Below are 24,000 nucleotides of genomic sequence, written 5' to 3'. Positions count from 1 at the left end.
TTATCCAATTGACAGAGACGACCTTTCTCCCGTCTCCTGAGCGGGCTTTCGAGGGGGGGACAGCCCGTTGGCGGTCACGCAGGTTTCAGTCGCAACGGCATCCGCAACGGCCGTGCCGGGCAGCCCCGCCAGCGTCGCGGCGTTGAACGGTCTCGTCCGTCTGCTCGTCGTCATCGGCATCGCGCTGATGCTGATCCCGTTGCTGATGACCGCCTATATGAGCGTCTTCGCCGATGGCGTGGTGACCTTCCCGCCCAGCGGCTACACCCTGTCCTGGTATGGCCGCCTCGCCGAATTCCCGAAATTCGGCCAGTCGCTCGGCACGAGCCTGCGCGTCGCCGCCATGGCGACCTTGTGCAGCTTGCTGATCGGCGTGCCCGCCAGCATCGCGCTGGTCCGCTACAGCTTTCCGGGCCGCAGCGCCCTCAACGTCCTGCTGCTCTCGCCACTGACGGTGCCGGGCGTCGTCATCGGCCTCGGCCTCTACGTTCTGATGGTCGATATCGAGATCCGCACCGAGTTTCCGCTGATCGGTTCCGACTGGGTGCTGATCCTCGCCCATCTGCTGATCACGACGCCCTGGGTCGTCAGGCTCTGCGTCGCCAATCTCGTCCAGCTCGATCGCTCGATCGAGGAGGCCGCGGCCAATCTCGGCGCCTCGCCCGGCCGCGTGCTCTGGAGCGTGACACTGCCGATGATGCGCCAGGGCATCGTCGCCGCCGCGCTCTTTGCCTTCATCGTCTCGTTCGAGAACATCGAAATGACGCTGTTCCTGATCAGCCCCGGCATGATCACCTTCCCGATCTCGGTGCTGCAATACCTCGAATACCGCTTCGATCCCCTCGTCGCCTCCGTCGTCGTCGTCCAGACGGCGGTGATCGCGGCGCTGCTGCTGGCGATCGACCGCTACGTCAAGCTGAGCAAGGTCGTCTGATGAGCACAGCTTCCCATCTCCGCATCGAGGGGCTGACCAAGATCTACGGCTCGACCGCCGCGGTCGAGGACGTGAATCTCGATGTCCGCCAGGGCGAGATGCTCGTGCTGCTCGGCCCCTCCGGCTGCGGCAAGACGACGACCCTGCGCCTCGTCGCAGGCTTCGTGGCCGCCACCAGCGGCCGCATCCTGGTCGAGGGCAAGGACTACGCTTCTCTGCCGCCCTATCAGCGCGAGATGGGCATGGTCTTCCAGAGCTATGCCCTGTTCCCGCATCTGACAGTCGCGCAGAACGTCACCTTCGGGCTGCGCATGCGCAAGCTGCCCAAGGCCGAGATCGACCGCCGCCTCGAAGAGACGCTCGCGATGGTCAAGCTGACCGCGATGGCGGACCGCTATCCGCGCCAGCTCTCGGGCGGCCAGCAGCAGCGCGTCGCGCTCGCCCGCGCACTGGCGATCCGGCCCAAGGTGCTGCTTCTCGACGAGCCACTGTCCAATCTCGACGCGAATCTGCGCCAGTCGGTCGCCCGCGAGATCCGCCAGCTCCAGCGCGCCGCTGGACTGACCGCGCTGATGGTGACCCATGACCAGGACGAGGCCATGACCATGGCCGACCGGCTCGTGCTGATGAACGACGGCAGGGTCCAGCAGGTCGGCACGCAGGAAGAGCTCTACGAGCAGCCGCTGAACCCCTTCGTCGCCCGCTTCATCGGCCACAGCAATCTCGTCACCGGCGAAATCGTCGATGCCGACACCTTCCGCCTGCCGGGCGGCGCGCTGATGAAGCTCGCCGGCAGCTATGCCCCGCGCGGGCAGCATACGCTCGCCCTGCGCCCGGAACGCGTCCGCCTGCACAGCGGCGGCGATGCCGCCCCGCCGCGAGCGACGGCCCGCGTCGAGGACGCGACCTATGTCGGCGGCCATGTCGACTACCTTCTCTCCTTCGAGGACGGCAGCAGCATCGCCCTGCATGAGCCGACGGGCGCGACCGGCGGAACGCGTCGCGCCATTGGCGAGAGCGTCGCCATCACCTGGGACGGCCTCAACGAGCGCCTGTTCGATGCCGGCGGGAGCACCGTTGCGGCCATCGCCGCTGCCTGAACGCATTTCGCAACGAACGACGACCAGAAGCGAGGGGATCACCACGATGACGGACCTGTTCAAGCCCAATCGACGCCACCTGCTGACGCTCGCCGCAGGCGCCGCCGCCGCGCCCTTTGCACCCGCAATCCTCCGCGCCCAGGAGCCCGGCCGCGTCGTGATGAGCACCTGGGGGGGCGACTACGCCAAGCTCCTGACCCAGAACATCGAGGAGCCGCTGCTCAAGCCGAAGGGCATCGAGGTCGTCCAGGACGCCGGCACCGAGCCGACCCGCGTCGCCAAGTCGATCGCGCAGCGCCGCTTGCCGCGCGGCAGCGTCGACGTCATCTGCGTGCAGGCGCCGGCCGCCTATGATCTCGAGGATTCCGGCCTGCTCGAGCCGCTGGACGAAAGCAAGGTGCCGAACCTCAAATACGTCCAGCCGACCTTCGCGACGCCCTATTCGATCCCGCACATCTACAGCCCGCAGGTCATCGCCTATAGCCCCGAGCGCGTGAAGACGCCTCCGAAGAGCTTCGACGAGATGGCGGCCTACGGCTCCAAGGTCGGCATCCTCGACAACAGCTACATCTGGGTCGCCATGGCCGCGGCCTTGAAGCAGCAGGGCGAGGCCGGGAAGATCGCCGAGGTCAAGGCGACGCTCGAGAAGCTGATCAAGGCCGGCGCCAGGGCTTACACCTCGACCGAGGCCTTCGCTCCGGCGATCAAGTCGGGCGAGATCGATGTCGGCCTCGTCTGGCACGCCCGCGTGCTGTTCTGGACCAAGGGCGGCGTCGAGATGGCCTCTTCTTTCCCGGCCGAGGGCTGCCTGACCTATGTCTCCAGCATGTGCGTGCTGAAGAACGCACCCAATAAGGCCGGCGCCTTCGCCTATATCAACGCAGCCCTCGATCCGCGTGCCCAGCGCGGCTTCGCCGACAGCATGGGCTATCACCCGACCATCACCAACGCGGCCCTCGAAGGTGACGTCGCCAAGCGCCTCGCCCTGCCGGAGGGCACGAAGCTCCTGCCGGCGCCCTACCCCCAGCTCAGTGCCGTCCGCGACGACATGAACGACTGGTGGCGCCGCCTGCTGGATCGGCGCTGAGATGAAAACGCGCCGGCCCGAGGGGCTCACCGCTTCGCTGCTGATCGGGCCGGCGACCATGGTCGTCATGCTGTCGCTAGTGCTGCCGCTGGCGCTGCTCGCCCGCTACAGCCTGAACAAATACGACCGCCGCACCTTCATGGTCGAGGCGTTCACCCCGGAGAACTATCTCCGTTTCGTCACCGACCCCTTCTATACCGGGGTCCTCTGGACGACCTTCAGCATCGCCATTGTCACCACGCTGCTCTGCCTGCTGCTGGGCTTTCCCATCGCCTACAAGCTGGCACGCTCGCAGAGCCGCTGGAAGTCGATCGGCGTGCTCTTGATCATCCTCCCCCTCTTCATCGGCTCGACGGTGCGCGCGCTCGGCTGGATGGGTGTGCTTGGGCGCGGCGGCATCATCGACGCCGCCTATGGCGCGCTCGGCGGTAGCGGGATCTCGCTGCTCTACACCTCCTTTGCGGTGGGGATCGGCATCCTCTCGATCAACCTGCCCTATATGATCCTGACGCTGCAGAGCGTGATCGAGGGCATCGATGCGCGGCTGGAGGAGGCGGCCGACAGCCTCGGCGCCGACCCGACAAGGCGCTTCTGGCATGTCGTTCTGCCGCTGGCTCTGCCCGGCATCGGCACGGGAGGCATCCTCTGCTTCATCCTGGCGATGAACGCCTATGCCACGCCCTTCCTGCTCGGCGGCGCGCGCTTCCAGATGATGGCGCCGATGCTTTATCGGGAGTTCGCCGTGAACAACAACTGGCCCTTCGCTGCCTCGATCGCCTTCATCCTGATGCTGACGACGCTCTCGCTGACGGCCATTTCCGGGCTGTTGGTGCAACGCCGCTACAAGGCCCAGTGAACCGGAAACCCGCATGATCACGCCCCTGCGCACGCGTTCGAAACTGCCGCAGTTCCGCCAGACGGTGACGGGAGCAGCCGTGGCGGAGCTGCGCCGGCGCATCCTCTCCGGCTCGGTCGCGGCCGGCGAGGCCCTGCGGCAAGACGCACTGGCGAAGGAGTTCGGCATCAGCCGCATCCCGATTCGCGAGGCCTTCCACCAGCTCGCGGCGGAAGGGCTGGTAACGCTCCATCCGCATCGCGGCGCCGTGGTCACGGCACTTTCAGCGCTCGACATTGCCGAACTCTTCGACCTGCGCGCCATGCTGGAGCCGGACCTGATCCGGCGCGCCGTGCCACGGCTCCAGCCGAGTGACTTCACCCGGGCCGAGATCATCCTCGCCGACTATGCGACCGCGATAGCCAATGGCGACCTCGACGCCTGGGGGGAGCTCAACACCGAATATCACCTCTCGCTCTACCAGGCGGCGGGACGCAACCAGACCTTCGAGCTGGTGCGGGTGCTGCTCGCCAACACCGATCGCTACACCCGCGTCCAGCTCGCCAGGTCGAACGGCGCGACGACGCGGGCAAAGCAGGAGCATGCCGCCCTGCTCGAACTGTGTCGTGCGGGCGATGCCGAAGGCGCCGCCCGGCTAACGCTCGACCATGTCCTCGCCGTCCGTCATGACCTGCTGCAACTGCTGCAGCCGGACGAGGACGCTCTTGCCGAGCCGCAAACGCCGGCGGCCTGAGGGAAACTCGCCCGCGGCCTTAAGCGCATCCGCTTTTCACCCCAAAAGCTCTCAAGACTGACGAACGAGGATAACAGACCATGACGATCGGAGTGGGCGGATCGAGCTTCGAGGCGGAACTCGCCAAGCTGAAGCCGATGACTGATGGCATCGAGCCGATCGCGGTGAAGGAATTCAAGGAGCGTATAGCCAAGGCGCAGGCGCTGCTGCGCGAGCAAGGCCTGCAGGCGCTCTATCTGGATACCTCGACGAGCCTCGCCTATTTCACCGGCATCCAGCTCGGTCTGACCGAACGCCTGCACGGCGCGGTCATCCCGGTCGAAGGCGAGATCGCCTATCTCAGCCCGGCCTTCGAAGAGCCGAAGACGCGCGAATACATGAAATTCGGCGACGACGTCCGCTGCTGGGAAGAGCATGAGGACCCGACCGAGCTGGTGATCGAGACCATCCGCAGCATGGGCTACGAAAGCGGCCAGGTCGCGCTCGATCCGCATACGCCGTTCTACATCGTCGACGGCCTGCGCAAGGCCGGCAACCGCTTCTCCTTCACCCACGGCAATTCGATCACCGCGACCTGCCGGCAGCTCAAGTCGGCCGCCGAGATCGCGCTGATCCAGCGCGCCATGGACATCACCATGGAGGTGCACCGCGCCGCCGCCCGCACGCTGCAGGTCGGCGTCACCACCGCGCAGGTCAAGATGTTCCTCGACCAGGCCCATCGCAAGCTCGGCATGAGCTGGACCAGCGGCGCCGCCCAGTTCGGCGAGGCGACCGCCTATCCCCATGGCGTGCCCTATGAGCAGACGCTGGTCGACGGCGACATGGTGCTGATCGACATGGGCACCAAGGTCGGCGGCTATCGCTCCGACATCACCCGCACCTATGTCTTCGGCGAGCCGACCGACCGCCAGCGCGAGATCTGGAATCTCGAGAAGAAGGCGCAGCTCGGCGGCTTCGCGGCCGCGAAGCTCGGCGCGCCCTGCGAGAACGTCGATTTCGGCGCGCGCAGCGTGATCGAAGCGGCCGGCTACGGCCCCGGCTACAAGGTGCCCGGCCTGCCCCACCGCACCGGCCACGGGCTCGGCCTCGATGTCCACGAAGAGTCCTTCATGGTGAAGGGCAACAAGACTCCGCTCCAGGTCGGCATGTGCTTCTCGGTCGAGCCGATGATGTGCATCTACGGCGAGTTCGGCGTGCGGCTCGAGGACATCGCCTACATGGCGGAGGATGGCGCCCGCTGGTTCACCCAGCCGGCCCACACCGTGGACGATCCCTTCGCCTACGAGGCCTTATCCGCAACGGGCACCTAAACCTGCGGCCCCGACGGCTGCGCCGTCGGGGCCGCAGGAGCCATCTCCTGATTCTTCAAGCCTGCCAAGAAACGGCAAAGGAAACGCACCATGGCTCCGAATATCTTCTCCGGAACGATTCCGGCTCTCATGACACCGTGCAAGGCGGATCGCAGCCCGGATTTCGACGCGCTCGTCCGCAAGGGCCAGGAATTGATCGCCGCCGGCATGTCGGCGGTCGTCTATTGCGGCTCGATGGGCGACTGGCCCCTCTTGACCGATGAACAGCGCATGGAAGGCGTTGCCCGGCTCGCCAAAGCCGGCGTGCCCTTGATCGTCGGCACCGGCGCCCAGAACACGCAGCGCGCCGCCGCCTTCGCCACGCACGCCAGCGAGGTCGGCGCCAAGGGCCTGATGGTTATCCCCCGCGTTCTCTCGCGCGGCCCCTCGCCCTCGGCGCAGGAGGCGCATTTCGCTGCCATCCTGGAAGCCGCGAACGGCCTGCCGGCCGTAATCTACAACAGCCCCTATTACGGCTTCGAGACCCGCGCCGAGCTGTTCTTCAAGCTGCGCGCCAGCTATCCGAACCTGATCGGCTTCAAGGAGTTCGGCGGCGCCAAGAGCCTGACCTACGCGGCCGAGAACATCTCCGGCCAGTCCGACGACATCACCTTGATGGTCGGCGTCGACACCCAGGTCGTCCACGGCTTCGTCAACTGCGGCGCGGCCGGCGCGATCACCGGCATCGGCAACGTGCTGCCAAAGCAAGTCCTTCATCTCGTATCGCTCTGCGAGAAGGCCGCGAAGGGCGATGTCGAGGCGCGCCGCAAGGCGCAGGAGCTGGACAGCGCGCTCGGCGTCCTGTCGAGCTTCGACGAGGGGCCGGACCTGGTCCTGTACTACAAGTATCTGATGGTCCTCGAAGGCAACCCGGAATACGAGCTGCACTTCAACGCCTCGGACAAGCTGAGCGAGGCGCAGAAGCACTATGCCCGCACCCAGCTCGAGCTGTTCAAGGCCTGGTACGCAGTCTGGGCGCAGGGCTGACGCGGCGCGGAGCCGCGCGGATTTTCTGCGGGAACACCGCGTCATCCCGGACAAGCCGCGGATGAAGGAAGACGCGACACGCCCGAATAGAGCAGCCCCGGCCCGCTGCGGACCGGGGCTACCTTCCTCTCAGCCGACCTTGCCGTAGCCCGCGAACTTGGCGCTGACCCGCGCCATTTCCGCCTCGTCGAGGATGACCGGCTCCAGGCCCGAGGCGAGGATGTCGAGATACTGTCCGGCGAGGTTCTCGACCTCCGCCACGATCTGGTGCGCGCCCGCGAGCGAGCCTCCGAGCGCGATCACGCCGTGGTTGGCGAGGAGCACGGCCTTGCGCCCCTCCAAGGCCCGCACCGCATTCTCCGCCAGCTCTGGCGAACCGAAGGTCGCATAATCGGCACAGCGGACATCCGCGCCGCCGCAGAGCGCGATCATGTAATGGAAGGCGGGAATGCCCCGCCGCGTCGAGGACAACGCGGTCGCTCGCGGCGAATGCGTGTGGACGATCGCCTGCGCCTCCGGCCGGGCCTTGTAAATCGCCAGATGGAAGGGCCATTCCGAAGACGGCTTGCGACTGCCAGAAACCACCGCGCCGTCGAGCGACAGCTCGATCAGGTCCTCCGGCGTCGTCTGCGCATAGGGCAGGCCCGACGGCGTGATCAGGAAGCCACCTTCCGTCCGCGCGGAGACATTGCCGGATTTCGAGGGGCAGAAGCCCGCCTTGTCGATCGCCTGCGCGACCGCGACGATCTGCGCGCCGAGTTCATCCATCGTCATTGCCGTGCTTTCGTCATGCCGCGCCGCGTACCCGTTCCGGGAACAGCCGGGCCAGCCCTTCAGCGCTCGCCCCGGCGACGCCGCGCTCGGTGATCAGCCCTGTGACGAGCCGCGCGGGCGTGACGTCGAAGGCGGGATTCGCCGCATTGGTGCCGGGCGCGACGACGCGGAAGGCACGCACTTCGCCATCCTCGCCCACTCCCGCCAGATGCGTGACCTCCCGCGCTGAGCGCTCTTCGATCGGAATCTCGCGCAGTCCGTCCGACAGGCCCCAGTCGATCGTCGGCGACGGCAGCGCGACATAGAACGGCACGCCGTTGTCATGCGCCGCGAGCGCCTTGAGATAGGTGCCGATCTTGTTGGCGACATCGCCGGTCGCCGTCGTCCGGTCGGTGCCGACGATCACCATGTCGACTTCGCCCTGCTGCATCAGATGACCGCCGGCATTGTCGGCGATCACGGTATGCGGCACGCCATGCGCTCCAAGTTCATAGGCGGTGAGCGCCGCGCCCTGATTGCGCGGCCGGGTCTCGTCGACCCAGACATGGACGGGAATGCCCGCATCATGGGCGAGATAGATCGGCGCCAGCGCGGTTCCCCAGTCGACCGTCGCGAGCCAACCTGCATTGCAATGCGTCAGGATATTAATGGCCTTCCCGGCCGGCCGCTCGGCAGCGATCGCACGGATCACCTCGAGCCCATGCTCGCCGATGGCGCGGCAGAGCGCGACATCCTCGTCGCAGATCGCGGCGGCTTCCGCATACGCGGCTTCGACGCGCTCTGCCGGTGATAGCGGCGCAAGCGCCGCCCGCATCCGCTCCAGAGCCCAGTGCAAATTGACCGCCGTCGGCCGCGTCGCGCCGAGCAGGGCCAGCGATGCCTCCAGGGCGGTGTCGGAGGCGTCGGCCCGCATCGCCAGCGCCGTGCCATAGGCGGCCGTCGCGCCGATCAGCGGCGCGCCTCGCACGACCATGCTGCGGATCGCCTCCGCCGCCGCCTCGGCCGAGGACAGCGTGACGGTCTCGAAGCGGAACGGCAGCCGCGTCTGATCGATGACGCAGACGCGCCAGCCATCCTGCGCCAGCCAGATGGTGCGATAGGCCTGACCGTGGATCTTCATGACCGCAACCTCAATGCCCGCCGAAGGAGACCAGCGTGCGCACGGGAAGGCCGAGTCGCCTGATCCTGTCGGCGCCGCCGAGATCCGGCAGGTCGACGATGAAGCAGGCTGCCACCACCTCCGCACCCAGGCGCGACAGCAGATTGACCGCGCCCTCCGCCGTGCCGCCGGTCGCGATCAGGTCGTCGACGAGGAGAACGCGCTCGCCGGGCGAGACGGCGTCCTTGTGTACCTCGATCTCGCCGGTCCCGTATTCCAGCTCATAGGTCACGCTGACCGTCTGGTGCGGCAGCTTGCCCTTCTTGCGAACCGGCACGAAACCCGCCGAAAGCTGATGCGCCACCGCGCCGCCGAGGATGAAGCCGCGCGCCTCGATGCCGGCGATCTTGGCAATCTTCAGACCAGCGAAGGGCTGCACCAGCTCGTCCACGGCCCGGCGGAAAGCGCGCGCATCGCCGAGCAGCGTGGTGATGTCGCGGAAGACGATGCCGGGCTTGGGATAGTCCGGAATCGAGCGGATGGAATTCTTCAGGTCGAGAAGGCTGTTTCGATCCATGCGCTGGGCTCGCTGCGACGACACGCCTCCTTAGCGCATGCCGCCGGCCCAAGGGAACCGTCGCGCTTACCGGGCTCTACCAGCCCCTGAATCGGCGGCGCTCGCGCGGCGCGCGCTCGTCGCGGTAGATGCGGCGCTCATAATGGCTCCGGCGCCCGCGATCATCCTCGGTGATCACCGTGTCTACCCGCGTATGGACGCCGTTGGACGAATTCGAACTGGAATTCGACGAGGTGTTCCCGGCGAGCGCAGGGGCGGCGAGCCCCGCGAGCAGGGCGGCGGTCATGGCGAGCCTCATGGCGGTCTCCTTTCCGTGGCAGCATGGCCGGGAAGACAAGCCCCCGGCTGCTGAACGGGACATGAGCGCGCCGGTTCCACGCCGTTCAGACAGGCTTCAGAACGCGCCCCGCCACGGCGTCGAGCTTGGCGAGAAGCGCTGGGTCACGGACTTCAGGGGCTGTGATGATGGCATTGTCGAGCGCATTGTGGGAGCCCGCCGGACAGGGCACGCGCTGCGCCGGGAAATCGGCCGCCAGCCGCGCCACCAGCCGCTTCGCCTTGTCGGCGTTCTCGTGCAGCACCTTGACGACGGCTGCGACATCGACCGGCCCATGCTCCTCGTGCCAGCAATCGTAGTCCGTCACCATGGCCACGGTGGCATAGGTGATCTCGGCCTCGCGGGCGAGCTTGGCCTCGGGCATCGCCGTCATCCCGATCAGGTCGTAGCCGAGGCCCTTATACGTCAACGACTCGGCAAGGGTCGAGAATTGCGGGCCCTCCATCGTCACCAGCGTCCCGCCCTGCACAAAGGGCAGCCCCTCGGCGGTCGCGGCATCCGCAATCCGGGCGCGCAGGGCGGGGCCGACCGGATGGGCGAGCGAGACATGCGCGACGCAGCCCTTGCCGAAGAACGAGCTTGGCCGCCCGCTGGTGCGGTCGACGAACTGGTCGACCAGCACGAACAGGCCGGGATAAAGCTCACTTTTGTAGGAGCCGCAGGCCGAGAGCGAGACGAGATCCGTCACGCCGGCGCGCTTCATCACGTCGATATTGGCGCGGTAATTGATCTCGGAGGGCGGTATCGCATGGCCCCGGCCATGGCGCGGCAGGAAGACGATCTTCGTCGTGCCGATCCGGCCCGTCCGCAGCATGTCGGAGGGCTCGCCCCAGGGGCTCTCGATGCGTTCCTCGCGCAGCTCCGTCAGCCCGGGCAGGTCGTAGATGCCCGACCCGCCGATGATTCCGAGCACCGCTTCGCTCATGCGTGATTCCCCAGTGAAGATGCGACGGAAGCAATCTCGTGTGACGGTGTCATCAAGCAGAGGCCGCCGCTGCGGGCAAGTCGCGGCTGCAACGCGCCTCTCCAACGAAAAAAGCCCGTTGCCGACTTACACCCAACACTGACATAGTTCTTGAGTCTGTGACAAAATCACCAAACATGACAATGGGTTACGCGAGATTGACGTACGATGTACGATTGCATCGTAATACATCCTTCCGGAGGATGGCTGCGACCGCAGCCATCCTTGGTTTCATGACTTTTCTGCGCCGATGGTGCCAGCGCTCGATCTTGCCCTGCGTCTGGGGATGGTAGGGCGCGCCGCGAACATGCTGCATGCCCTTGCCGTCGAGCCAGGTCGCGAGGTCGGCCGAGATGTAGGACGAGCCGTTGTCGCTCAACAGCCTCGGCCGGTGCGCGACCGTGATCCGGTCGAGCCCCGATGCCGCCAGCGCCAGATCGAGCGTGGCCGTGACGTCGTCTGCCCGCATCGTGGCGCAGAGCTTCCAGGCGACGATGAAGCGGGAGAAGTCGTCGAGCACGGTCGAGAGATAATACCAGCCCCATCCGGTGATCTTCAGATAGGTGAAGTCGGTCTGCCAGAGCTGATTGGGCGCCGTCGTCTTGTCCTTGAACTCGGACGCCGCCTTGATGACGATGTAAGCCGGGCTGGTGATCAGATCATGCGCTTTCAGCAGCCGATACACCGAGGCTTCCGAGACGAAGTAGCTCTTCTCGTCGGTGAAGCGCACGGCCAGTTCGCGCGGGCTGAGTTCCGTCTCGCGCAGCGCCAGCTCGCTGCTGATGCTGGGTCGCCTGGCGTGGCGGCTCGGGCGTGTGCGCCGTTAGACGCCCAAATTTCGTTCCAAGATCGCAAGATCCGCCTGCAGTTCGTTGGGGCTTCCGTCGAAGGCGATTTCTCCTTTCGTCATGATCACCATGCGGTCGGCGACCTTGGCCAGGCTGCGGAAGTCCTTATCGACCACGATGGTCGCGATGCCCTCGGACCGGATCACGCCGAGCGTCCGCCAGATCTCCTGCGCGATCAGCGGTGCGAGGCCCTCGGTGGCCTCGTCGAGCAGGATTAGGTCGGGATTGGTCATCAAGGCGCGCCCGATCGAGAGCATCTGCTGCTCGCCGCCGGAAAGCTGGTGCCCGCCGTTGCCACGGCGCTGATGCAGGCGCGGAAAGACCTCGAAGACGCGCTCGATCGTCCAGCGCCGGGAGCCGGAGAGGCCGGCGCGCGACGCCATAAGGAGGTTCTCGACCACCGAGAGCGAGCCGAATATGCCGCGCCCTTCCGGCACATAGGCCATGCCCTTGCGGGCGATGTCTTCCGGCCTGGCGCCGCAGGTCTCCGATCCGGCGAAGCTGATCTGCCCGCGCCGATCGGCGAGCAGTCCGACGATCGACTTCAGCAGGGTCGTCTTGCCCATGCCGTTGCGACCGATCAGGGCGATCTGCTCGCCTGGCCTCACTACAAGGTTGACCCCGTGCAGAACCTGGCTGGCGCCGTAGAAGCTCTTCAGGTCGGAAATCGACAACAGCGCGTTCATGCGGCCGCTCCATGATCGTGGCCGAGATAGGCGGAACGGACGGCCGGGTGGCTGCGGACATGCTCGGGCGAACCGGAGGCGATCACCGTGCCGTCCGCCATGACCGTCAGCCGGTCGGCCAAAGCGAAGACGGCGTCCATGTCGTGCTCCACCAGCAAGACAGCGCGCCCGAACTTCAGGCGGCCAATCAGCGCGATCATGCTCGCGGCCTCCGCATGGCCCATTCCCGCGAGCGGCTCGTCGAGAAGGATGACCTTCGGCTCCGTCGCGAGCACCATGGCGATTTCGAGCTGGCGCTGCTCGCCATGGCTCATCAGTTTCGCGATGGTGCCGGCGCGATGCGCTAGGCCGACCTCGGCGATCGCGCGATCGGCGCGAGCGTTGACGTTGCTGTCTCTGACGACGCTGCCGAACGGCCGCAGCGCCTGACCGCCATGCGCCTGGACTGCGAGGCGCACATTCTCGAAGACGGTGGAATTCTGGAAGATCGTCGTCTTCTGGTAGGAGCGGCCGAGGCCGGTGCGGGCGCGACGATCCGGCGCGAGATTGGTGATGTCGCGCTCGCCGAGCATCACGGCGCCGGCGCTGACGGAGACGTCCCCGGAGAGCAGGTTGATGAGCGTCGACTTGCCCGCCCCATTGGGCCCGATAACGGCATGGACCTCGTCGCGATGGACGTCGATCGAGACGCCCGATACAGCCTTCAGACCACCATAGCGCTTTTCCAGCGCCGTCGCCTTGAGCAGGATCTCAGACATGGCCGCTCACCTTCCCGGCTGGCATGGGGACGGGTTCGGTGGCGTCAGCGTCCATGTCTGGCAGTTGCGAAGATCCTGTCTGGAACATGGCCGCAAGCTGCTGCAGCCCGCCCGGTAGGGCGAAGACCAGCCCGATCACGACGAGCCCTTTGATCAGCTTCCAATGCTCGAAGGAGGATTTCAGCACCTCCTCCAGACCGATCAGGGCGAGCGCGCCCACAAGCGGCCCCAGGATCGAGCTCATGCCGCCGAGCACGACCATGACGAGCACCGTCGCGCTGAGATGCCAGCCGAGCAGCTGCGGCGCGACGAAGCCGAACTGCGCCGCCGAGAAATAGCCGGCGAGACCGGCGATCATAGCCGAGATCACAAAGGCGGCGAGACGAACGCGAAAGACGGGAAAGCCGAGCGAGAGCGCCCGGCGCTCATTGTCCCGGGCGGCGACCAGCGCATGACCGAAGGGCGAGCCGATAAGCCCCCGGATCAGCAGCGCCGTGCCTACGAGACAGGCCAGCGCGACGTAATAGAAGGAGTTCGACTTTTCGAGATCGAGCAGGGCCGAGCCGGCGATCGCAATCTCCGGCTTGAAATAGATGTACATGCCATCCGAGCCGCCGCCGATCCTGGTATCGTGGAAGAAGTAGAAGAGCATCTCGCCGAAGGCGAGCGTGACCATGATGAAGTAGATGCCGCGCGTGCGCAGCGACAGCGCGCCGATCATCGCGGCGACCGCCCCGACCGTCAAAAGTGCGACGGGCAGCGACAGCCAGAGCGAGGCGCCGCCGCTGTCCGGCGTCATGAAGCCCAGCATGTAGCCGGCGAGCCCGAAGAAGGCGGCATGGCACATGCTGACCAGTCCGCCGAAACCGACGATCAGGTTCAGCGAGAGCGCCAGCATGCCCATCAGCATCGCCTTCGAGGCGAACTGGACGTAATAGCCCGGCGCGATCACCGGCAGCGCCAGCGCCAAGGCCAGAGCGGCGGCGATGGCGACCATGGTCACGGGTGTTGCGGATCGGATCATTGCAGCCTCCTCACGCCTTGCCGAGCAGGCCGTTCGGCCGCCAGAGCAACACGCCGGCCATCAGCACATAGATCAGGATCGACGAGATTTGCGGGAAGAAGACCTTGCCGAAGGTGTCGGTGAGGCCGATCAGCAGCGCGCCGATCGCCGCGCCGGCGACGGAGCCGATGCCGCCCAGAACGACCACCACGAAGGAAAGGATCAGCATGCCGTCGCCCATGCCCGGGAAGACGGTCGAGATCGGCGCGACGAGGATGCCGCCGAGGCCGGCGAGCGCGATCCCGCCGGCGAAGACGTAGCGGTTGACCAGATCGAACGGGATGCCGAAACAGCGCGTCATGTCGCGATTCTCGGCGCCGGCGCGGATGATCATGCCGAGCCGTGTCCTCTGGATCACGTAGAAGATCGCCGCCGCCAGCACGAGGCACACCAGGCAAAGCGCGATCCGGTAGACCGGGTAGGACAACATCTCGGTGAGCTGGATCGAACCTTGCAGCCAGGAAGGCGGTGCGACCGCGTGAACGTCCTTGCCGAACAGGATCTGGCGGAGCTCGTCGACCACCAGGATGAGCCCGAAGCTCAGCAGCACCTGCGCGAGATGGTCGCGCCCGATCATGCGCTTGACGAAGACCTCTTCGAGCGCGACGCCGAGCGCGAACGAGATCGCCAGCGCTCCGACGAGCGCCAGCGCGAAGCTGCCGGTATAGGACGCGATCGCCCAGGCGAGATAGGCGCCGAGCATGTAGAAGGCGCCATGGGCGAGGTTGATGACGCCGAGGATGCCGAAGACCAGCGTCAGGCCGCTCGCCACGAGAAACAGCACAAGGCCGTACTGGACGCCATTCAGGAGCTGAACGGCGAAGGTTATCGCATCCATGGCGATGCTCCTTCGGGAGAAAAAGTCGGAGGGCGCGCGTGCGGGAGGTTCAGCGCGCGCCCTCCTCCGGGTGGCGGCGGCGCTCAGCTCTGAGCGCGGCAGCCGCGCGCCGGGTCGCTCACAGCCTGGCCGGCGACCGAGACGAGCTCGTTGCGGCCGTTGCGGACCTCGCGCAGATAGACGTTCTGGACAGGGTTGTTCGCCTTGCTGAAGCTCAGCGGGCCGCGCGGGCTGTCAAATTTGGCCGCCTGCATGGCCGCAGCGACCTGCGTTCGTGCGCCCCAATCGCCCTTCGTGGCGGAAAGTCCCGCCGCCATCAGCGCCGCCGCATCGAAGCCCTGCACCGCATAAATATCGCCGTCCTGCCCGGTCTTCGCCTTGAAGGCGGTCAGGAAGGACTTGTTTGCGGCGTTGTCGAGATTGTCGGCGTAATGCAGCGTCGTCTTGATGCCGTTGGCCGCCTCGCCCTGGGCCGGAATCGTGCCATCGGTCAGGAAGCCCGCGCCGTAGAGCGGAACGGACTTGTTGAGGCCGGCCGCAGCATAGTCCTTGACGAACTTCACCGCGCCGCCGCCCGCGAAGAAAGCGAAGACGGCGTCGGGCTTCAGCGTCGCGATGCGGGTGATCAGGGCCTGGAACTCGACCTCCGGGAACGGCAGCGCCAGTTCCTCGACGACCTTGCCGCCGGCCTTGGTGAAGCCCTCGGCGAAGGCGCCGACCATCTGCTGGCCGGCAGCGTAGCGCCAGGTGATCGTCACCACGTTGCGCCGACCCTCGTCGAACATCACCTTGCCCATCGGCTCGCAGACCTGCCAGTTCGAGAAGGAGGTCCGGAAGATGTTGGGCGCGCAGAGCGGGCCGGTGGCCTCATTCACGCCTGCGTTCGGGATGACCAGCATCGTGTTGGTGTCGCGGGCAACCTTGACCATCGCCATGGCGACGCCGGAATGCACCGTCCCGACGACGACATCGACCTTCTCACGGCCGACGAGGCGGTTCATGTTGTCGGTCGCGCTCTCGGGCTTGGACTCGTCGTCGACTTGGACGAACTGAATCGGGCGACCGCCGAGTGAGCCGCCCTGCTGCTCGACATGGAGGCGGAAGCCGTCATCGATGAATTTGCCGAGCTTCGCGAAGGTGCCCGAATAAGGCAGCATGAAGCCGACCTTGAGCGGCGCGGGCTGCGCGATTGCCGGCGTCGGAAAGCGGAACGCAGCGCCAGCGGCGGCGAGCCCCGCCGAACCTACGAGAAAGCGACGGCGGTCAAGCGGGCGCGACAGAACGATCGATTGCGGCATGAAATTCTCCTCCAGCGGCTGTTGCGCATTTTTCGCTGCCGGGAAGGACGTCCGGCATGACCGGTCCCCTCGTGCGGCAAGCGTTTCTTCCCGACAGTCACGCTAGGGAGGCCCACTCGTTAAGGACAGGATCGATTGAGTGTATTTTGATACCTTGCGGGTATGACCGCTTCGCCAATTCCGCAAACGCCCCGCACTTGCGGGACGTTCGAGCCGGCGTGCGATTGAATTTATGGCGTAGAAGTATCGACTGCCTGAAGGCCGGGCGCGCAGGCCGTTGCCGAACCGGGCCGGACCGAGATTCGCGAGAGCCTGGCGGGGAGCAGCCCCAGCCGATGCGGCGCGTCAAAGGCTGATGCCGCCTCCTCCGGCGGACCGGAAGCCGTCAGGCCGCCCGCAAGCCGAGCGCCGATCGCGCTTCGGCGGGAGAAGCCGGGCGTCCGCCATGTCGTGCGATGGCCTCGGCAGCCAGACTCGCCAGCTCGGCATTGCTGCTCGCAAGCCGATCCTTCGAGATACGGATATTGTCTTCCAGCCCGGTGCGGACGGCATCGGCGCCGCGCGCCAGCGCCCAGTCCATCACCGGCGCCTGATGCCGGCCAATGCCCGCCGCCGTCCAGGTTGCGCCAGGGATGACCCGCCGGGTCTCCGCGAGCAGGATGTCGAGCAGATGCTCGTCCGCCGGCATGGCGTTCTGGACCCCGAGCACGAATTGGACATGCGGCCGCGTCGACATCAGTCCCGCGTCGATCAGGCGCCGCGCGCCATGGATATGCGAGAGATCGAAAATCTCGATCTCGGGCGCGATTCCAAACGCCTTCATGCGCGTCGCAAGCTCGGTCACGAGCGAGGCTGAGTTCTCGTAGACGATGGTCGGAAAATTCGTCGAGCCGGTCGAGAGCGACGCCATGTCGGGCCGGTGGACGAGGGACAGGCCGCGCGCGGCGGGATCGCGCCCGCGGCCGCCGGTCGAGAACTGGACGATCATGCCCGGGCAAAATCGGCGGACGCCCTCCTGCACCTGGGCGAAACGCTCGGGCTCCGAGGACGGACTCTCGTCGTCGTTGCGGACATGGATGTGCACGAGCGACGCGCCGGCTTCGTAGGCGGCATGGGTCGACTCGATCTGCTCGGCGGGGAGAACCGGAACGGCCGGGTTGTCCTTCTTGCGCGGCACCGAGCCCGTGATGGCGACGGCGAGGATGACAGGCCTCATGACGGTGCGCCTCAGCCCTGGTCGCCGCCACCGACCGGCAGCACCGTGCCTGTGATGTAGGAGGCGGCGTCCGAAGCGAGAAACAGGATGGCTGCGGACATCTCGCGCAGCAGCCCGTAACGCTTCATGTGGCTGGATTGGACGGTCTGGTCGACGACCTCCTGGATCCAGGCCTTGTCCTGCGCGCCCTGCGCCTCGGTGTTGCGCGGCACCTTGCGCGGCGGCGCGGTGGTCCCGCCAGGAGCGACCGCATTGACCTGGATGTTCCTGGTTCCGAGCTCGAAGGCCAGCGCCGCCGTCAGGGCGTTCACGCCCCCCTTGGCGGCCGAGTAGGGCACGCGGTTGATGCCCTTGGTCGCGATCGACGAGACGTTGACGATGGCGCCGCGCCCCTGTTCGAGCATATGGGGCAGCACGGCCCGGCAACCCCAGAGCGTCGGGAAGAGCGAGCGCTGGATTTCCGCGACGATCTGCGTCTCGTCGAAATGCTGGAAAGGCTTCATCCAGATCGCGCCGCCGACATTGGTGACGAGGACGTCGATCGCCCGATAGGCCCGGCTGGCCGCCTGCATGACCTCGACATTGGCGTCCCAGCTCTCGAGGTCGGCGACGATGCCGATCGCCTCGCCGCCGCCGTCGCGGATCTCGCTCGCCACCTGCTCGACGAGGGGCGAGCGGTCGACGAGCGTCAGCCTGGCGCCCTCGGCCGCAGCTTCGACGGCGACCTGCCGGCCGATACCCTGGGCGGCCCCGGTCACGACCATGCTCTTGCCGGAAAACCGCATGGCCGACGCCGTCATTTCGCCTCCGACGGCGAGAACTTCTCGAAATGGAAGCTCTTCGGTGCGACGCCTCGCTCCGCGAGATGAGTGCGGACGGCGTCGACCATCGGCGGCGGCCCGCAGAGATAAACGTCAACATCGCCGTCGTGCAGCACGGCATCCGGCATATGATTCGTGACATAGCCCTTGCGGTCGTGGCCGCTCGCCGGATCGGCCACGACCGTCGAATAGGTGAAGCCGGCGATATCCGCCGCGAAGGCCGTCAGCTTGTCGGTCTCGACCAGATCGGCGTCGCTGGTGACGCCGTAGATCATATGGATCGGCTGGTCGCCGCCGCTGCGCTTCACGTCGTCGAGCATCGCCAGAAACGGAGCGAGCCCGGTGCCGCCGGCGAGAAGCAGCAGCGGCCGCTTGACCTCGCGCAGGTAGAAGCTGCCGATCGGCCCCGTGATGGTCAGGGCGTCGCCCGGCGCGGCGCGCTCCGCGAGATAGCTCGACATCAGCCCGCCGGGAATGTTGCGGACGAGAAATTCGACCGCCCCCTCGCGCGGCATCGAAGAAAACGAATAGGACCGCGTCTGCGACGTGCCGGGGACGGAAACGTTGACGTATTGCCCGGGCAGGTAGGACAGGGCGTCGTCGGCAAGCGAAAGCGAAAAGCCGATGGTGGACGGCGAGAGCTTACGAATCCCGGCGACGGTCGCCGACAGCGACGCGGGCTTGATCTTACAGACGGATGACGAGGCCGGGATATTGATGACGCAGTCCGATTGCGCCTTCATCTGGCATGTCAGGACATAGCCCTGCGCGGCCTCCTCATCGGTCATCGCGTCGTCGATGAAGCTGCCGAGCGTGTAGCGGCCGGATTCGCAATGGCACTTGCAGGTGCCGCAGGCGCCGTCGCGGCAGTCCATCGGGATGTTGAGGCCGAGGCGATAGGCGGCGTCTGCCACGAGTTCGTCCGGGCGCGCCTCGATGAAGCGGGTGACCCCATCCTCGAAGTTCAGGGCGATGCGATGCGTCATGATCGTCCTCCAGCAGAGGCTCCGCCGGTCCATCGACCCGCGGCCTGCTGCCTCCATAGGCCTGCGCGGAAACGTCCGCCCTGAAGACGTGGCGTCCAGCCGCCCAGGTACCGTGTTCAGATGTGATAGATATCCACCACGTGGTGGATGTAGTCGTTCTTCAGAACGACCTTCTTGGCCGTGATCTTCAGCTCGTCTCCGGAGGTGTCGAGCGTATAATGCGACGTGCCAAAATAGCTGTCGGTCGTCTTGTAGCGGAAACTGAGGTTCAGCCAGTTGAATCGGATTTTGGCATGGCCTTCGCCCTGCTCGACGATCTCGACATTCGAGATGTTGTGCGAGGTGCGCGGCTCCGGCAGCGAGGTCGCGCTCGACCGCTCGGTCCTGATCCGGAACACGCGATCTTCGAGGCCCTGCTTCGAGCCGTAGTAGATCAGCGAGATCTCCTTCTGGGGATCCTCGGTCAGCGTGTCGTCATCGTCCCAGGCCGGCATGTGGAACGTCGCCTGTGGCGCATAGCAGGCGAGCCAGGCGTCCCAGTCGCGATCGTCGAGCGCGCGCGCCTCGGCATAGAGGAAGGCCTGCACCTCCTCGATCGTCACAACCCTCGCCTTGGCGACGGGCTTCAGCATGACCGACATGCGATCCTCCCTTGTCGTTCTGGTTGAGTCAGGGCGCCGCAGGCTCTGCGGCCCATGGCGCCCGGTCTCATTCGGCCGCCTGACGGAAGCCGGCCGCGGCTTCCTTGCGCAGTGCCGAGACCATTGCGTCCTTCCAGTAGCGATGCTGGACCACGAACAGGCCCTCGTCCTCGGTTTTGGCGCCTGAGAGCAGAGGCTTCAGGCCGATGGCGTCCGCATCGGCATCGGCCCCCTTGATCCAGTGGGCCGCGCCGCGAGAGAGATCGTTCCAGGCCGCGTTCCGGGCGCCATAGCCGATCTGGCAGGAACGGAACTCCTCGAGATCATCCGGCGTCGCCATGCCGGAGGCGTTGAAGAAGTCCTCATATTGCCGGATGCGGTGAGCGCGGGCCTCGGCGCTCTCGCCCTTGGGCGCGATGCAGTAGATCGTCACCTCGGTCTTATCGACCGAGATCGGCCGGTACATCCGGATCTGCGACGAGAACTGGTCCATCAGATAGACGTTCGGATAGAGGCAGAGATTGCGGCTCTTCTCGATCATCCAGTCGGCTCGCGGCTCGCCGAACTGCTCGACCAGCGAGGCACGGCGCTCGTAGAGCGGGCGATCCTCGGGGTTGGACCAGTTGGTCCAGAGCAGGAGATGGCCGTTCTCGAACGAATAGAAGCCGCCGCCCTTCTTGGCCCAGCCGCCGGCGTCCATGGCGCGGACATCGTCCTTGCCGGCGGCCGCCGCCACCGCCGCCTTGCGCTGGTTGGTGGTGGCGGCATAGTTCCAGTGCACGGAGGAGACATGGTAGCCGTCGGCGCCGTTCTCGGTCTGCAGCTTCCAGTTGCCGTCATAGATGTAGGACGAGGAGCCGCGCAGCACCTCGAGCCCCTCCGGCGACTGGTCGACGATGAGGTCGATGATCTTGGCGGCTTCGCCGAGATGCTCCTGCAGCGGCTTCACGTCCGGATTCAGGCTGCCGAACAGGAAGCCGCGATAATTGTCGAAGCGCGCGACCTTGGTCAGGTCATGCGAGCCGTTCTTGTTGAAGGTCTCGGGATAGCCGGCCCCGTCGGGATCCTTAGCCTTCAGAAGCTTGCCGGTGTTGTTGAAGGTCCAGCCGTGGAAGGGGCAGGTATAGGTCGACTTGTTGCCGCGCTTGTGCCGGCAGACCATGGCGCCGCGATGCGAGCAGGCGTTCAGGAAGGCTTGCAGCTGGCCCTGGCGATCCCGGCTGATCACGATCGGCTGGCGCCCGATGTAGCCGGTCAGATAGTCGTTGTTGTTCGGAATCTGGCTCTCATGGGCTAAGTAGATCCAGTTGCCTTCCCAGATATGCTTCATCTCCAGCTCGAACAGTTCGGGATCGGTGAAGATGTCGCGCCGGCAGCGGAAGGTTCCGGTCTCGTGATTGTCCTCGACGGAGGCTTCCAGTCGCTCGATGACGGCGTCCAGCATGGCCCTAACTCCCCTGTGTCGTCTTTTCGGAGGGCCACCCCGACCTGCGCGGCCCTCGTCTTGCAGGCATTCAGGCGGCGACGGCGTGCTCGCGGCGCACGATGGTGCTGGGCGCCCCGGCCTGTTCGCGGGTCATCCTGAAGTCGAACACGATGCGGGCGAACGGCTTGTTGAGTCCGGCCTTGTGGATCTCGGCCGCATTGGTGACGCGCTCGACGGGCGGGATGAGATCGTCGCGCGTGCCGAAGGCGAAATCGTCGTGGAGGTACTTGTCGCCGTCGATGTTGATCTGCGTCGTCAACTGCCGGTAGCCGTCCGCGGTGACGAAGAAGTGGATATGGGCCGGGCGCTGGCCATGGCGGCCCATCTGCGCCAGCAATCTTTCGGTGTTGGAGCCGGGAGGGCAGCCATAGCCGGACGGCATGATCGAGCGGAAGCGGTAGCAGCCCTCGGCGTCGGTCTCGATACGGCGGCGCAGATTGTAAGGCGACTGCGGCGGCCCGAAGAACGAGTAGAAGCCGAAGGAATTGGCGTGCCAGACATCGACGATCGCGCCGGGAACCGGGCGACCCTTGGTGTCGAGCACTTGTCCCTCCATGAACAGGATCTCGCCATCGTCAGTGCCGTCGTCGAGACGCGCCTCGTGCTTGCACAGCGGAGCGCCGGCAATGTAGAGCGGCCCCTCGATCGTGCGGGCCGTGCCCCCGTCGAGGCCGGCCAGGCGCTCGGCCTCGTCGAGGCGAAGATCGAGGAAATGCTCCAGCGCGATGCCGGGCACGACGAGGCCGAGCTCGTTCGCCTTCGACGCCTCGCCGATATAGCCGACGCCGGCCCAGAACTCGTCCATGGAGACGTCGAGCTCGTCGATGACCTGCATCAGCCGGTAGAGCAGCCGGTTGACGACCTGCTTCACGCGCGGATCGCCGCCGGGCTGGTCGAGGCCCGCCGCCTTGGCGGCGAGCGCCTTCATGTCGCTCTTCGAGATCAGATTGGCAGGCATGGCGTTTCCCTCGTGTTGAAGCGGCTCTTTGGTGGCCGGCTTGAATGGATCGAACGGCTAGTGGTCATCCTCGCGAATCGAGGAGGGATGGCGGCAGAGCGGGGTCACGCTGATCTCCATGAACGGAAACAACGGCAGCGCGGAGAGGATCTGGTGGAGCTCCTCGGGACCTGAGACGTCGAAGACGCTGACATTGGCGTAGCGGCCGGCGACGCGCCAGAGATGGCGCCACCGCCCCGATTCCTGCAGTTCCCGAGCGCGTTCGCGCTCGGTCTTCTTCAACGCGTCGGCTTTTCCCGCAGGCATGTCGTGCGGCAGCCGGACCTCCATCTCGACCTGGAACAGCATCGCCTCAGCTCCCCGTCTTGAGCACGAGATGGACCGAGCGTTCGGCCCGGTCGCGGCGGAAGCGGGCGATGCGCGCCTCGTCGAGCGCGATGCCGAGGCCCGGCCCCGTGGGGACGCCGAGACTGAACTCGCTGTAGTCGAGCGGTTCCTCGAGGATTTCCTCGGTCAGCAGCAGCGGCCCGAACAGCTCCGTGCCCCATTCCAGCTTGGCGATCGTGGCGAAGAGCTGGGCGGAGGCGACCGTCCCGACCGCGCCCTCCAGCATCGTGCCGCCATAGAGGCCGATCCCGGCAGCTTCCGCGATCGCCGCCACCTTGGCGCCGGCGTGGAGCCCGCCCGACTGCTCGATCTTCAGAGCGAACACGTCGGCGGCGGCGAGCGAAGCGATCTGGAACGCCGTCTCGGGGCCGTTCAGCGCCTCGTCCGCCATGATCGCGACCGAAGTCTCGCGCGCCAGACGTGCCATGCCCTTGAGGTTCTTCAGCGCGATCGGCTGCTCGATCAGGTCGACGCCGGCATCGGCCAGCATCGGCAGGCAGGCCGAGGCCGTCGCCTCGCTCCAGGCCTGGTTGACGTCGACGCGGACGCTGGCGCGGCCGCCCAGGGCCTGCTTGATCGCCGCGACATGGGCGATGTTTTCGCGCGGGTCGCCGCGGCCGATCTTGAGCTTGAAGATGTTGTGCCGGCGCCGCTCGAGCATCTGCTCCGCTTCGGCGATGTCCCTGCCGGTGTTGCCGCTCGCCAGCGTCCAGGCGACGGGCAGGCGGTCATGGAAGCGCCCGCCCAGCAGCTCCGACACCGCCAGGCCGGTGCGCTTGCCGATCGCGTCGAGCAGCGCCGTCTCGACCGCGCTCTTGGCGAAGTTGTTGCCCTGGACCGCCCTGGCGATCGCAGCCATCGTCTGGCCGATGCGATTGGGGTCGCTCTGCAGCAGGACCGGCGTGAAATAGGTGTCGATCGCGAGCTTCATGCCCTCCGGGCTCTCGGGCCCGTAGGCAAGCCCGCCGATGGTCGTCCCCTCGCCGACGCCAACGATGCCGTCGGAAGAGTGGATCCTGACGATCATCAGGGTCTGGCCCTGCATCGTCGTCATCGACAGCTGGTGCGGACGAATGGTCGGAAGATCGACCAGAAACGTCTCGACCTGCTCTATCCGGGTGGCTGCAATCGTCAAGGTCACGGCCCTTGCTGAGATGGGCCGACGATAGGATTCGCCCCGCTTGCTGCACAGGATTGATTGTGTCTATTTTCATACC

25 protein-coding genes and 1 pseudogene are annotated in these 24,000 nt (G+C 66.2%); 7 read left to right on the top strand and 19 right to left on the bottom strand.

Annotated elements, in window-relative coordinates; genetic code table 11:
• Nucleotides 1–67 precede the first annotated feature (67 nt).
• The 7 genes from AC1RMY_RS05010 to AC1RMY_RS04980 all read left to right on the top strand — a co-directional run bounded on the left by AC1RMY_RS05010 (nt 68) and on the right by AC1RMY_RS04980 (nt 7,046).
• Nucleotides 68–934 carry an ABC transporter permease gene (locus tag AC1RMY_RS05010; protein ID WP_492862846.1) on the top strand — a complete coding sequence of 289 codons (867 nt, stop codon included), beginning with the start codon at nt 68–70 and terminating at the stop codon, nt 932–934.
• Nucleotides 934–2,034, top strand: coding sequence for an ABC transporter ATP-binding protein (locus tag AC1RMY_RS05005; protein WP_492862845.1), 1,101 nt, complete (start codon nt 934–936; stop codon nt 2,032–2,034). Before AC1RMY_RS05010 ends, AC1RMY_RS05005 begins: the two co-directional genes overlap by 1 nt.
• 46 nt (nt 2,035–2,080) lie before the next feature.
• Nucleotides 2,081–3,121, top strand: a complete 1,041-nt coding sequence (locus AC1RMY_RS05000) for an extracellular solute-binding protein (RefSeq protein ID WP_492862844.1) — start codon at nt 2,081–2,083, stop codon at nt 3,119–3,121.
• Between the two features lies 1 nt (nt 3,122).
• A complete protein-coding gene (locus AC1RMY_RS04995) occupies nt 3,123–3,977 on the top strand; it encodes an ABC transporter permease (protein ID WP_492862843.1) in 855 nt (284 codons plus the stop codon).
• Between the two features lie 13 nt (nt 3,978–3,990).
• Nucleotides 3,991–4,710, top strand: coding sequence for a GntR family transcriptional regulator (locus AC1RMY_RS04990; protein WP_492862842.1), 720 nt, complete (start codon nt 3,991–3,993; stop codon nt 4,708–4,710).
• Nucleotides 4,711–4,790: 80 nt separating this feature from the next.
• Nucleotides 4,791–6,020, top strand: a complete 1,230-nt coding sequence (locus tag AC1RMY_RS04985) for a M24 family metallopeptidase (RefSeq protein WP_492862841.1) — start codon at nt 4,791–4,793, stop codon at nt 6,018–6,020.
• A gap of 90 nt (nt 6,021–6,110) precedes the next feature.
• A complete protein-coding gene (locus AC1RMY_RS04980) occupies nt 6,111–7,046 on the top strand; it encodes a dihydrodipicolinate synthase family protein (protein ID WP_492862840.1) in 936 nt (311 codons plus the stop codon).
• A gap of 129 nt (nt 7,047–7,175) precedes the next feature.
• Here the strand turns inward: AC1RMY_RS04980 and AC1RMY_RS04975 are convergent, their stop codons facing one another.
• From AC1RMY_RS04975 to AC1RMY_RS04885, 19 genes and pseudogenes are all read right to left on the bottom strand, one after another.
• Nucleotides 7,176–7,820, bottom strand: a complete 645-nt coding sequence (locus AC1RMY_RS04975; protein WP_492862839.1) for a class II aldolase/adducin family protein — start codon at nt 7,818–7,820, stop codon at nt 7,176–7,178.
• Between the two features lie 13 nt (nt 7,821–7,833).
• A complete protein-coding gene (gene mtnA, locus AC1RMY_RS04970) occupies nt 7,834–8,940 on the bottom strand; it encodes an S-methyl-5-thioribose-1-phosphate isomerase (protein WP_492862838.1) in 1,107 nt (368 codons plus the stop codon).
• A 10-nt stretch (nt 8,941–8,950) separates the two neighbouring features.
• Entirely contained in the window at nt 8,951–9,496 is a 546-nt protein-coding gene (locus AC1RMY_RS04965) for an adenine phosphoribosyltransferase (RefSeq protein ID WP_492862837.1), read from the bottom strand.
• 76 nt (nt 9,497–9,572) lie between these two features.
• Nucleotides 9,573–9,794 (bottom strand): hypothetical protein, encoded by a 222-nt coding sequence (locus AC1RMY_RS04960; protein ID WP_492862836.1) that lies wholly within the window; start codon nt 9,792–9,794, stop codon nt 9,573–9,575.
• Between the two features lie 85 nt (nt 9,795–9,879).
• Complete coding sequence (locus AC1RMY_RS04955) at nt 9,880–10,758, bottom strand: S-methyl-5'-thioadenosine phosphorylase (protein ID WP_492862835.1); 879 nt, start codon at nt 10,756–10,758, stop codon at nt 9,880–9,882.
• Nucleotides 10,759–11,050: 292 nt separating this feature from the next.
• A pseudogene (locus tag AC1RMY_RS04950) lies at nt 11,051–11,572 on the bottom strand (transposase); the annotation flags it as partial.
• Nucleotides 11,573–11,620: 48 nt separating this feature from the next.
• A complete protein-coding gene (locus AC1RMY_RS04945; protein ID WP_492862834.1) occupies nt 11,621–12,331 on the bottom strand; it encodes an ABC transporter ATP-binding protein in 711 nt (236 codons plus the stop codon).
• A complete protein-coding gene (locus tag AC1RMY_RS04940; RefSeq protein ID WP_492862833.1) occupies nt 12,328–13,089 on the bottom strand; it encodes an ABC transporter ATP-binding protein in 762 nt (253 codons plus the stop codon). Before AC1RMY_RS04940 ends, AC1RMY_RS04945 begins: the two co-directional genes overlap by 4 nt.
• Nucleotides 13,082–14,113 carry a branched-chain amino acid ABC transporter permease gene (locus AC1RMY_RS04935; RefSeq protein WP_492862832.1) on the bottom strand — a complete coding sequence of 344 codons (1,032 nt, stop codon included), beginning with the start codon at nt 14,111–14,113 and terminating at the stop codon, nt 13,082–13,084. The genes AC1RMY_RS04940 and AC1RMY_RS04935 overlap by 8 nt, the downstream gene beginning before the upstream one ends.
• Before the next feature lie 10 nt (nt 14,114–14,123).
• Nucleotides 14,124–14,990 carry a branched-chain amino acid ABC transporter permease gene (locus tag AC1RMY_RS04930; protein WP_492862831.1) on the bottom strand — a complete coding sequence of 289 codons (867 nt, stop codon included), beginning with the start codon at nt 14,988–14,990 and terminating at the stop codon, nt 14,124–14,126.
• Nucleotides 14,991–15,073: 83 nt separating this feature from the next.
• Nucleotides 15,074–16,288: an ABC transporter substrate-binding protein gene (locus AC1RMY_RS04925; RefSeq protein WP_492862830.1), complete on the bottom strand. Its 1,215-nt coding sequence runs from the start codon at nt 16,286–16,288 to the stop codon at nt 15,074–15,076.
• 385 nt (nt 16,289–16,673) lie between these two features.
• Nucleotides 16,674–17,504 carry a 3-oxoadipate:acetyl-CoA acetyltransferase gene (locus AC1RMY_RS04920; protein ID WP_492862829.1) on the bottom strand — a complete coding sequence of 277 codons (831 nt, stop codon included), beginning with the start codon at nt 17,502–17,504 and terminating at the stop codon, nt 16,674–16,676.
• 11 nt (nt 17,505–17,515) lie between these two features.
• Complete coding sequence (gene benD, locus AC1RMY_RS04915) at nt 17,516–18,304, bottom strand: benzoate diol dehydrogenase BenD (RefSeq protein ID WP_492862828.1); 789 nt, start codon at nt 18,302–18,304, stop codon at nt 17,516–17,518.
• Nucleotides 18,301–19,311 (bottom strand): benzoate 1,2-dioxygenase electron transfer component BenC, encoded by a 1,011-nt coding sequence (gene benC / locus AC1RMY_RS04910; protein ID WP_492862826.1) that lies wholly within the window; start codon nt 19,309–19,311, stop codon nt 18,301–18,303. Before benC ends, benD begins: the two co-directional genes overlap by 4 nt.
• 116 nt (nt 19,312–19,427) lie before the next feature.
• Nucleotides 19,428–19,952 (bottom strand): benzoate 1,2-dioxygenase small subunit, encoded by a 525-nt coding sequence (benB, locus tag AC1RMY_RS04905; protein ID WP_492862825.1) that lies wholly within the window; start codon nt 19,950–19,952, stop codon nt 19,428–19,430.
• Nucleotides 19,953–20,019: 67 nt separating this feature from the next.
• Nucleotides 20,020–21,396, bottom strand: coding sequence for a benzoate 1,2-dioxygenase large subunit (gene benA / locus AC1RMY_RS04900; protein ID WP_492862824.1), 1,377 nt, complete (start codon nt 21,394–21,396; stop codon nt 20,020–20,022).
• A 70-nt stretch (nt 21,397–21,466) separates the two neighbouring features.
• Nucleotides 21,467–22,396: a catechol 1,2-dioxygenase gene (gene catA, locus AC1RMY_RS04895; RefSeq protein ID WP_492862823.1), complete on the bottom strand. Its 930-nt coding sequence runs from the start codon at nt 22,394–22,396 to the stop codon at nt 21,467–21,469.
• A 57-nt stretch (nt 22,397–22,453) separates the two neighbouring features.
• Nucleotides 22,454–22,744, bottom strand: a complete 291-nt coding sequence (gene catC, locus AC1RMY_RS04890) for a muconolactone Delta-isomerase (protein WP_492862822.1) — start codon at nt 22,742–22,744, stop codon at nt 22,454–22,456.
• Between the two features lie 4 nt (nt 22,745–22,748).
• Nucleotides 22,749–23,924: a muconate/chloromuconate family cycloisomerase gene (locus AC1RMY_RS04885; protein WP_492862820.1), complete on the bottom strand. Its 1,176-nt coding sequence runs from the start codon at nt 23,922–23,924 to the stop codon at nt 22,749–22,751.
• Between the last annotated feature and the right edge of the window lie 76 nt (nt 23,925–24,000).

Source organism: Allobosea sp. GW822-FHT03F07 (assembly GCF_058801345.1).
Note: the sequence above shows the minus strand (reverse complement) of the source record. Positions and strands in the feature narration are given on the sequence as shown.

Bases quoted from the DNA above. Each gene is read 5' to 3' on its own strand.
- AC1RMY_RS05005 (WP_492862845.1), top strand. From the start codon at position 934: ATGAGCACAGCTTCCCATCTCCGCATCGAGGGGCTGACCAAGATCTAC.
- AC1RMY_RS05000 (WP_492862844.1), top strand. From the start codon at position 2,081: ATGACGGACCTGTTCAAGCCCAATCGACGCCACCTGCTGACGCTCGCC.
- AC1RMY_RS04995 (WP_492862843.1), top strand. From the start codon at position 3,123: ATGAAAACGCGCCGGCCCGAGGGGCTCACCGCTTCGCTGCTGATCGGG.
- AC1RMY_RS04990 (WP_492862842.1), top strand. From the start codon at position 3,991: ATGATCACGCCCCTGCGCACGCGTTCGAAACTGCCGCAGTTCCGCCAG.
- AC1RMY_RS04985 (WP_492862841.1), top strand. From the start codon at position 4,791: ATGACGATCGGAGTGGGCGGATCGAGCTTCGAGGCGGAACTCGCCAAG.
- AC1RMY_RS04980 (WP_492862840.1), top strand. From the start codon at position 6,111: ATGGCTCCGAATATCTTCTCCGGAACGATTCCGGCTCTCATGACACCG.
- AC1RMY_RS04975 (WP_492862839.1), bottom strand. From the start codon at position 7,820: ATGACGATGGATGAACTCGGCGCGCAGATCGTCGCGGTCGCGCAGGCG.
- mtnA (WP_492862838.1), bottom strand. From the start codon at position 8,940: ATGAAGATCCACGGTCAGGCCTATCGCACCATCTGGCTGGCGCAGGAT.
- AC1RMY_RS04965 (WP_492862837.1), bottom strand. From the start codon at position 9,496: ATGGATCGAAACAGCCTTCTCGACCTGAAGAATTCCATCCGCTCGATT.
- AC1RMY_RS04960 (WP_492862836.1), bottom strand. From the start codon at position 9,794: ATGAGGCTCGCCATGACCGCCGCCCTGCTCGCGGGGCTCGCCGCCCCT.
- AC1RMY_RS04955 (WP_492862835.1), bottom strand. From the start codon at position 10,758: ATGAGCGAAGCGGTGCTCGGAATCATCGGCGGGTCGGGCATCTACGAC.
- AC1RMY_RS04945 (WP_492862834.1), bottom strand. From the start codon at position 12,331: ATGAACGCGCTGTTGTCGATTTCCGACCTGAAGAGCTTCTACGGCGCC.
- AC1RMY_RS04940 (WP_492862833.1), bottom strand. From the start codon at position 13,089: ATGTCTGAGATCCTGCTCAAGGCGACGGCGCTGGAAAAGCGCTATGGT.
- AC1RMY_RS04935 (WP_492862832.1), bottom strand. From the start codon at position 14,113: ATGATCCGATCCGCAACACCCGTGACCATGGTCGCCATCGCCGCCGCT.
- AC1RMY_RS04930 (WP_492862831.1), bottom strand. From the start codon at position 14,990: ATGGATGCGATAACCTTCGCCGTTCAGCTCCTGAATGGCGTCCAGTAC.
- AC1RMY_RS04925 (WP_492862830.1), bottom strand. From the start codon at position 16,288: ATGCCGCAATCGATCGTTCTGTCGCGCCCGCTTGACCGCCGTCGCTTT.
- AC1RMY_RS04920 (WP_492862829.1), bottom strand. From the start codon at position 17,504: ATGAGGCCTGTCATCCTCGCCGTCGCCATCACGGGCTCGGTGCCGCGC.
- benD (WP_492862828.1), bottom strand. From the start codon at position 18,304: ATGACGGCGTCGGCCATGCGGTTTTCCGGCAAGAGCATGGTCGTGACC.
- benC (WP_492862826.1), bottom strand. From the start codon at position 19,311: ATGACGCATCGCATCGCCCTGAACTTCGAGGATGGGGTCACCCGCTTC.
- benB (WP_492862825.1), bottom strand. From the start codon at position 19,952: ATGTCGGTCATGCTGAAGCCCGTCGCCAAGGCGAGGGTTGTGACGATC.
- benA (WP_492862824.1), bottom strand. From the start codon at position 21,396: ATGCTGGACGCCGTCATCGAGCGACTGGAAGCCTCCGTCGAGGACAAT.
- catA (WP_492862823.1), bottom strand. From the start codon at position 22,396: ATGCCTGCCAATCTGATCTCGAAGAGCGACATGAAGGCGCTCGCCGCC.
- catC (WP_492862822.1), bottom strand. From the start codon at position 22,744: ATGCTGTTCCAGGTCGAGATGGAGGTCCGGCTGCCGCACGACATGCCT.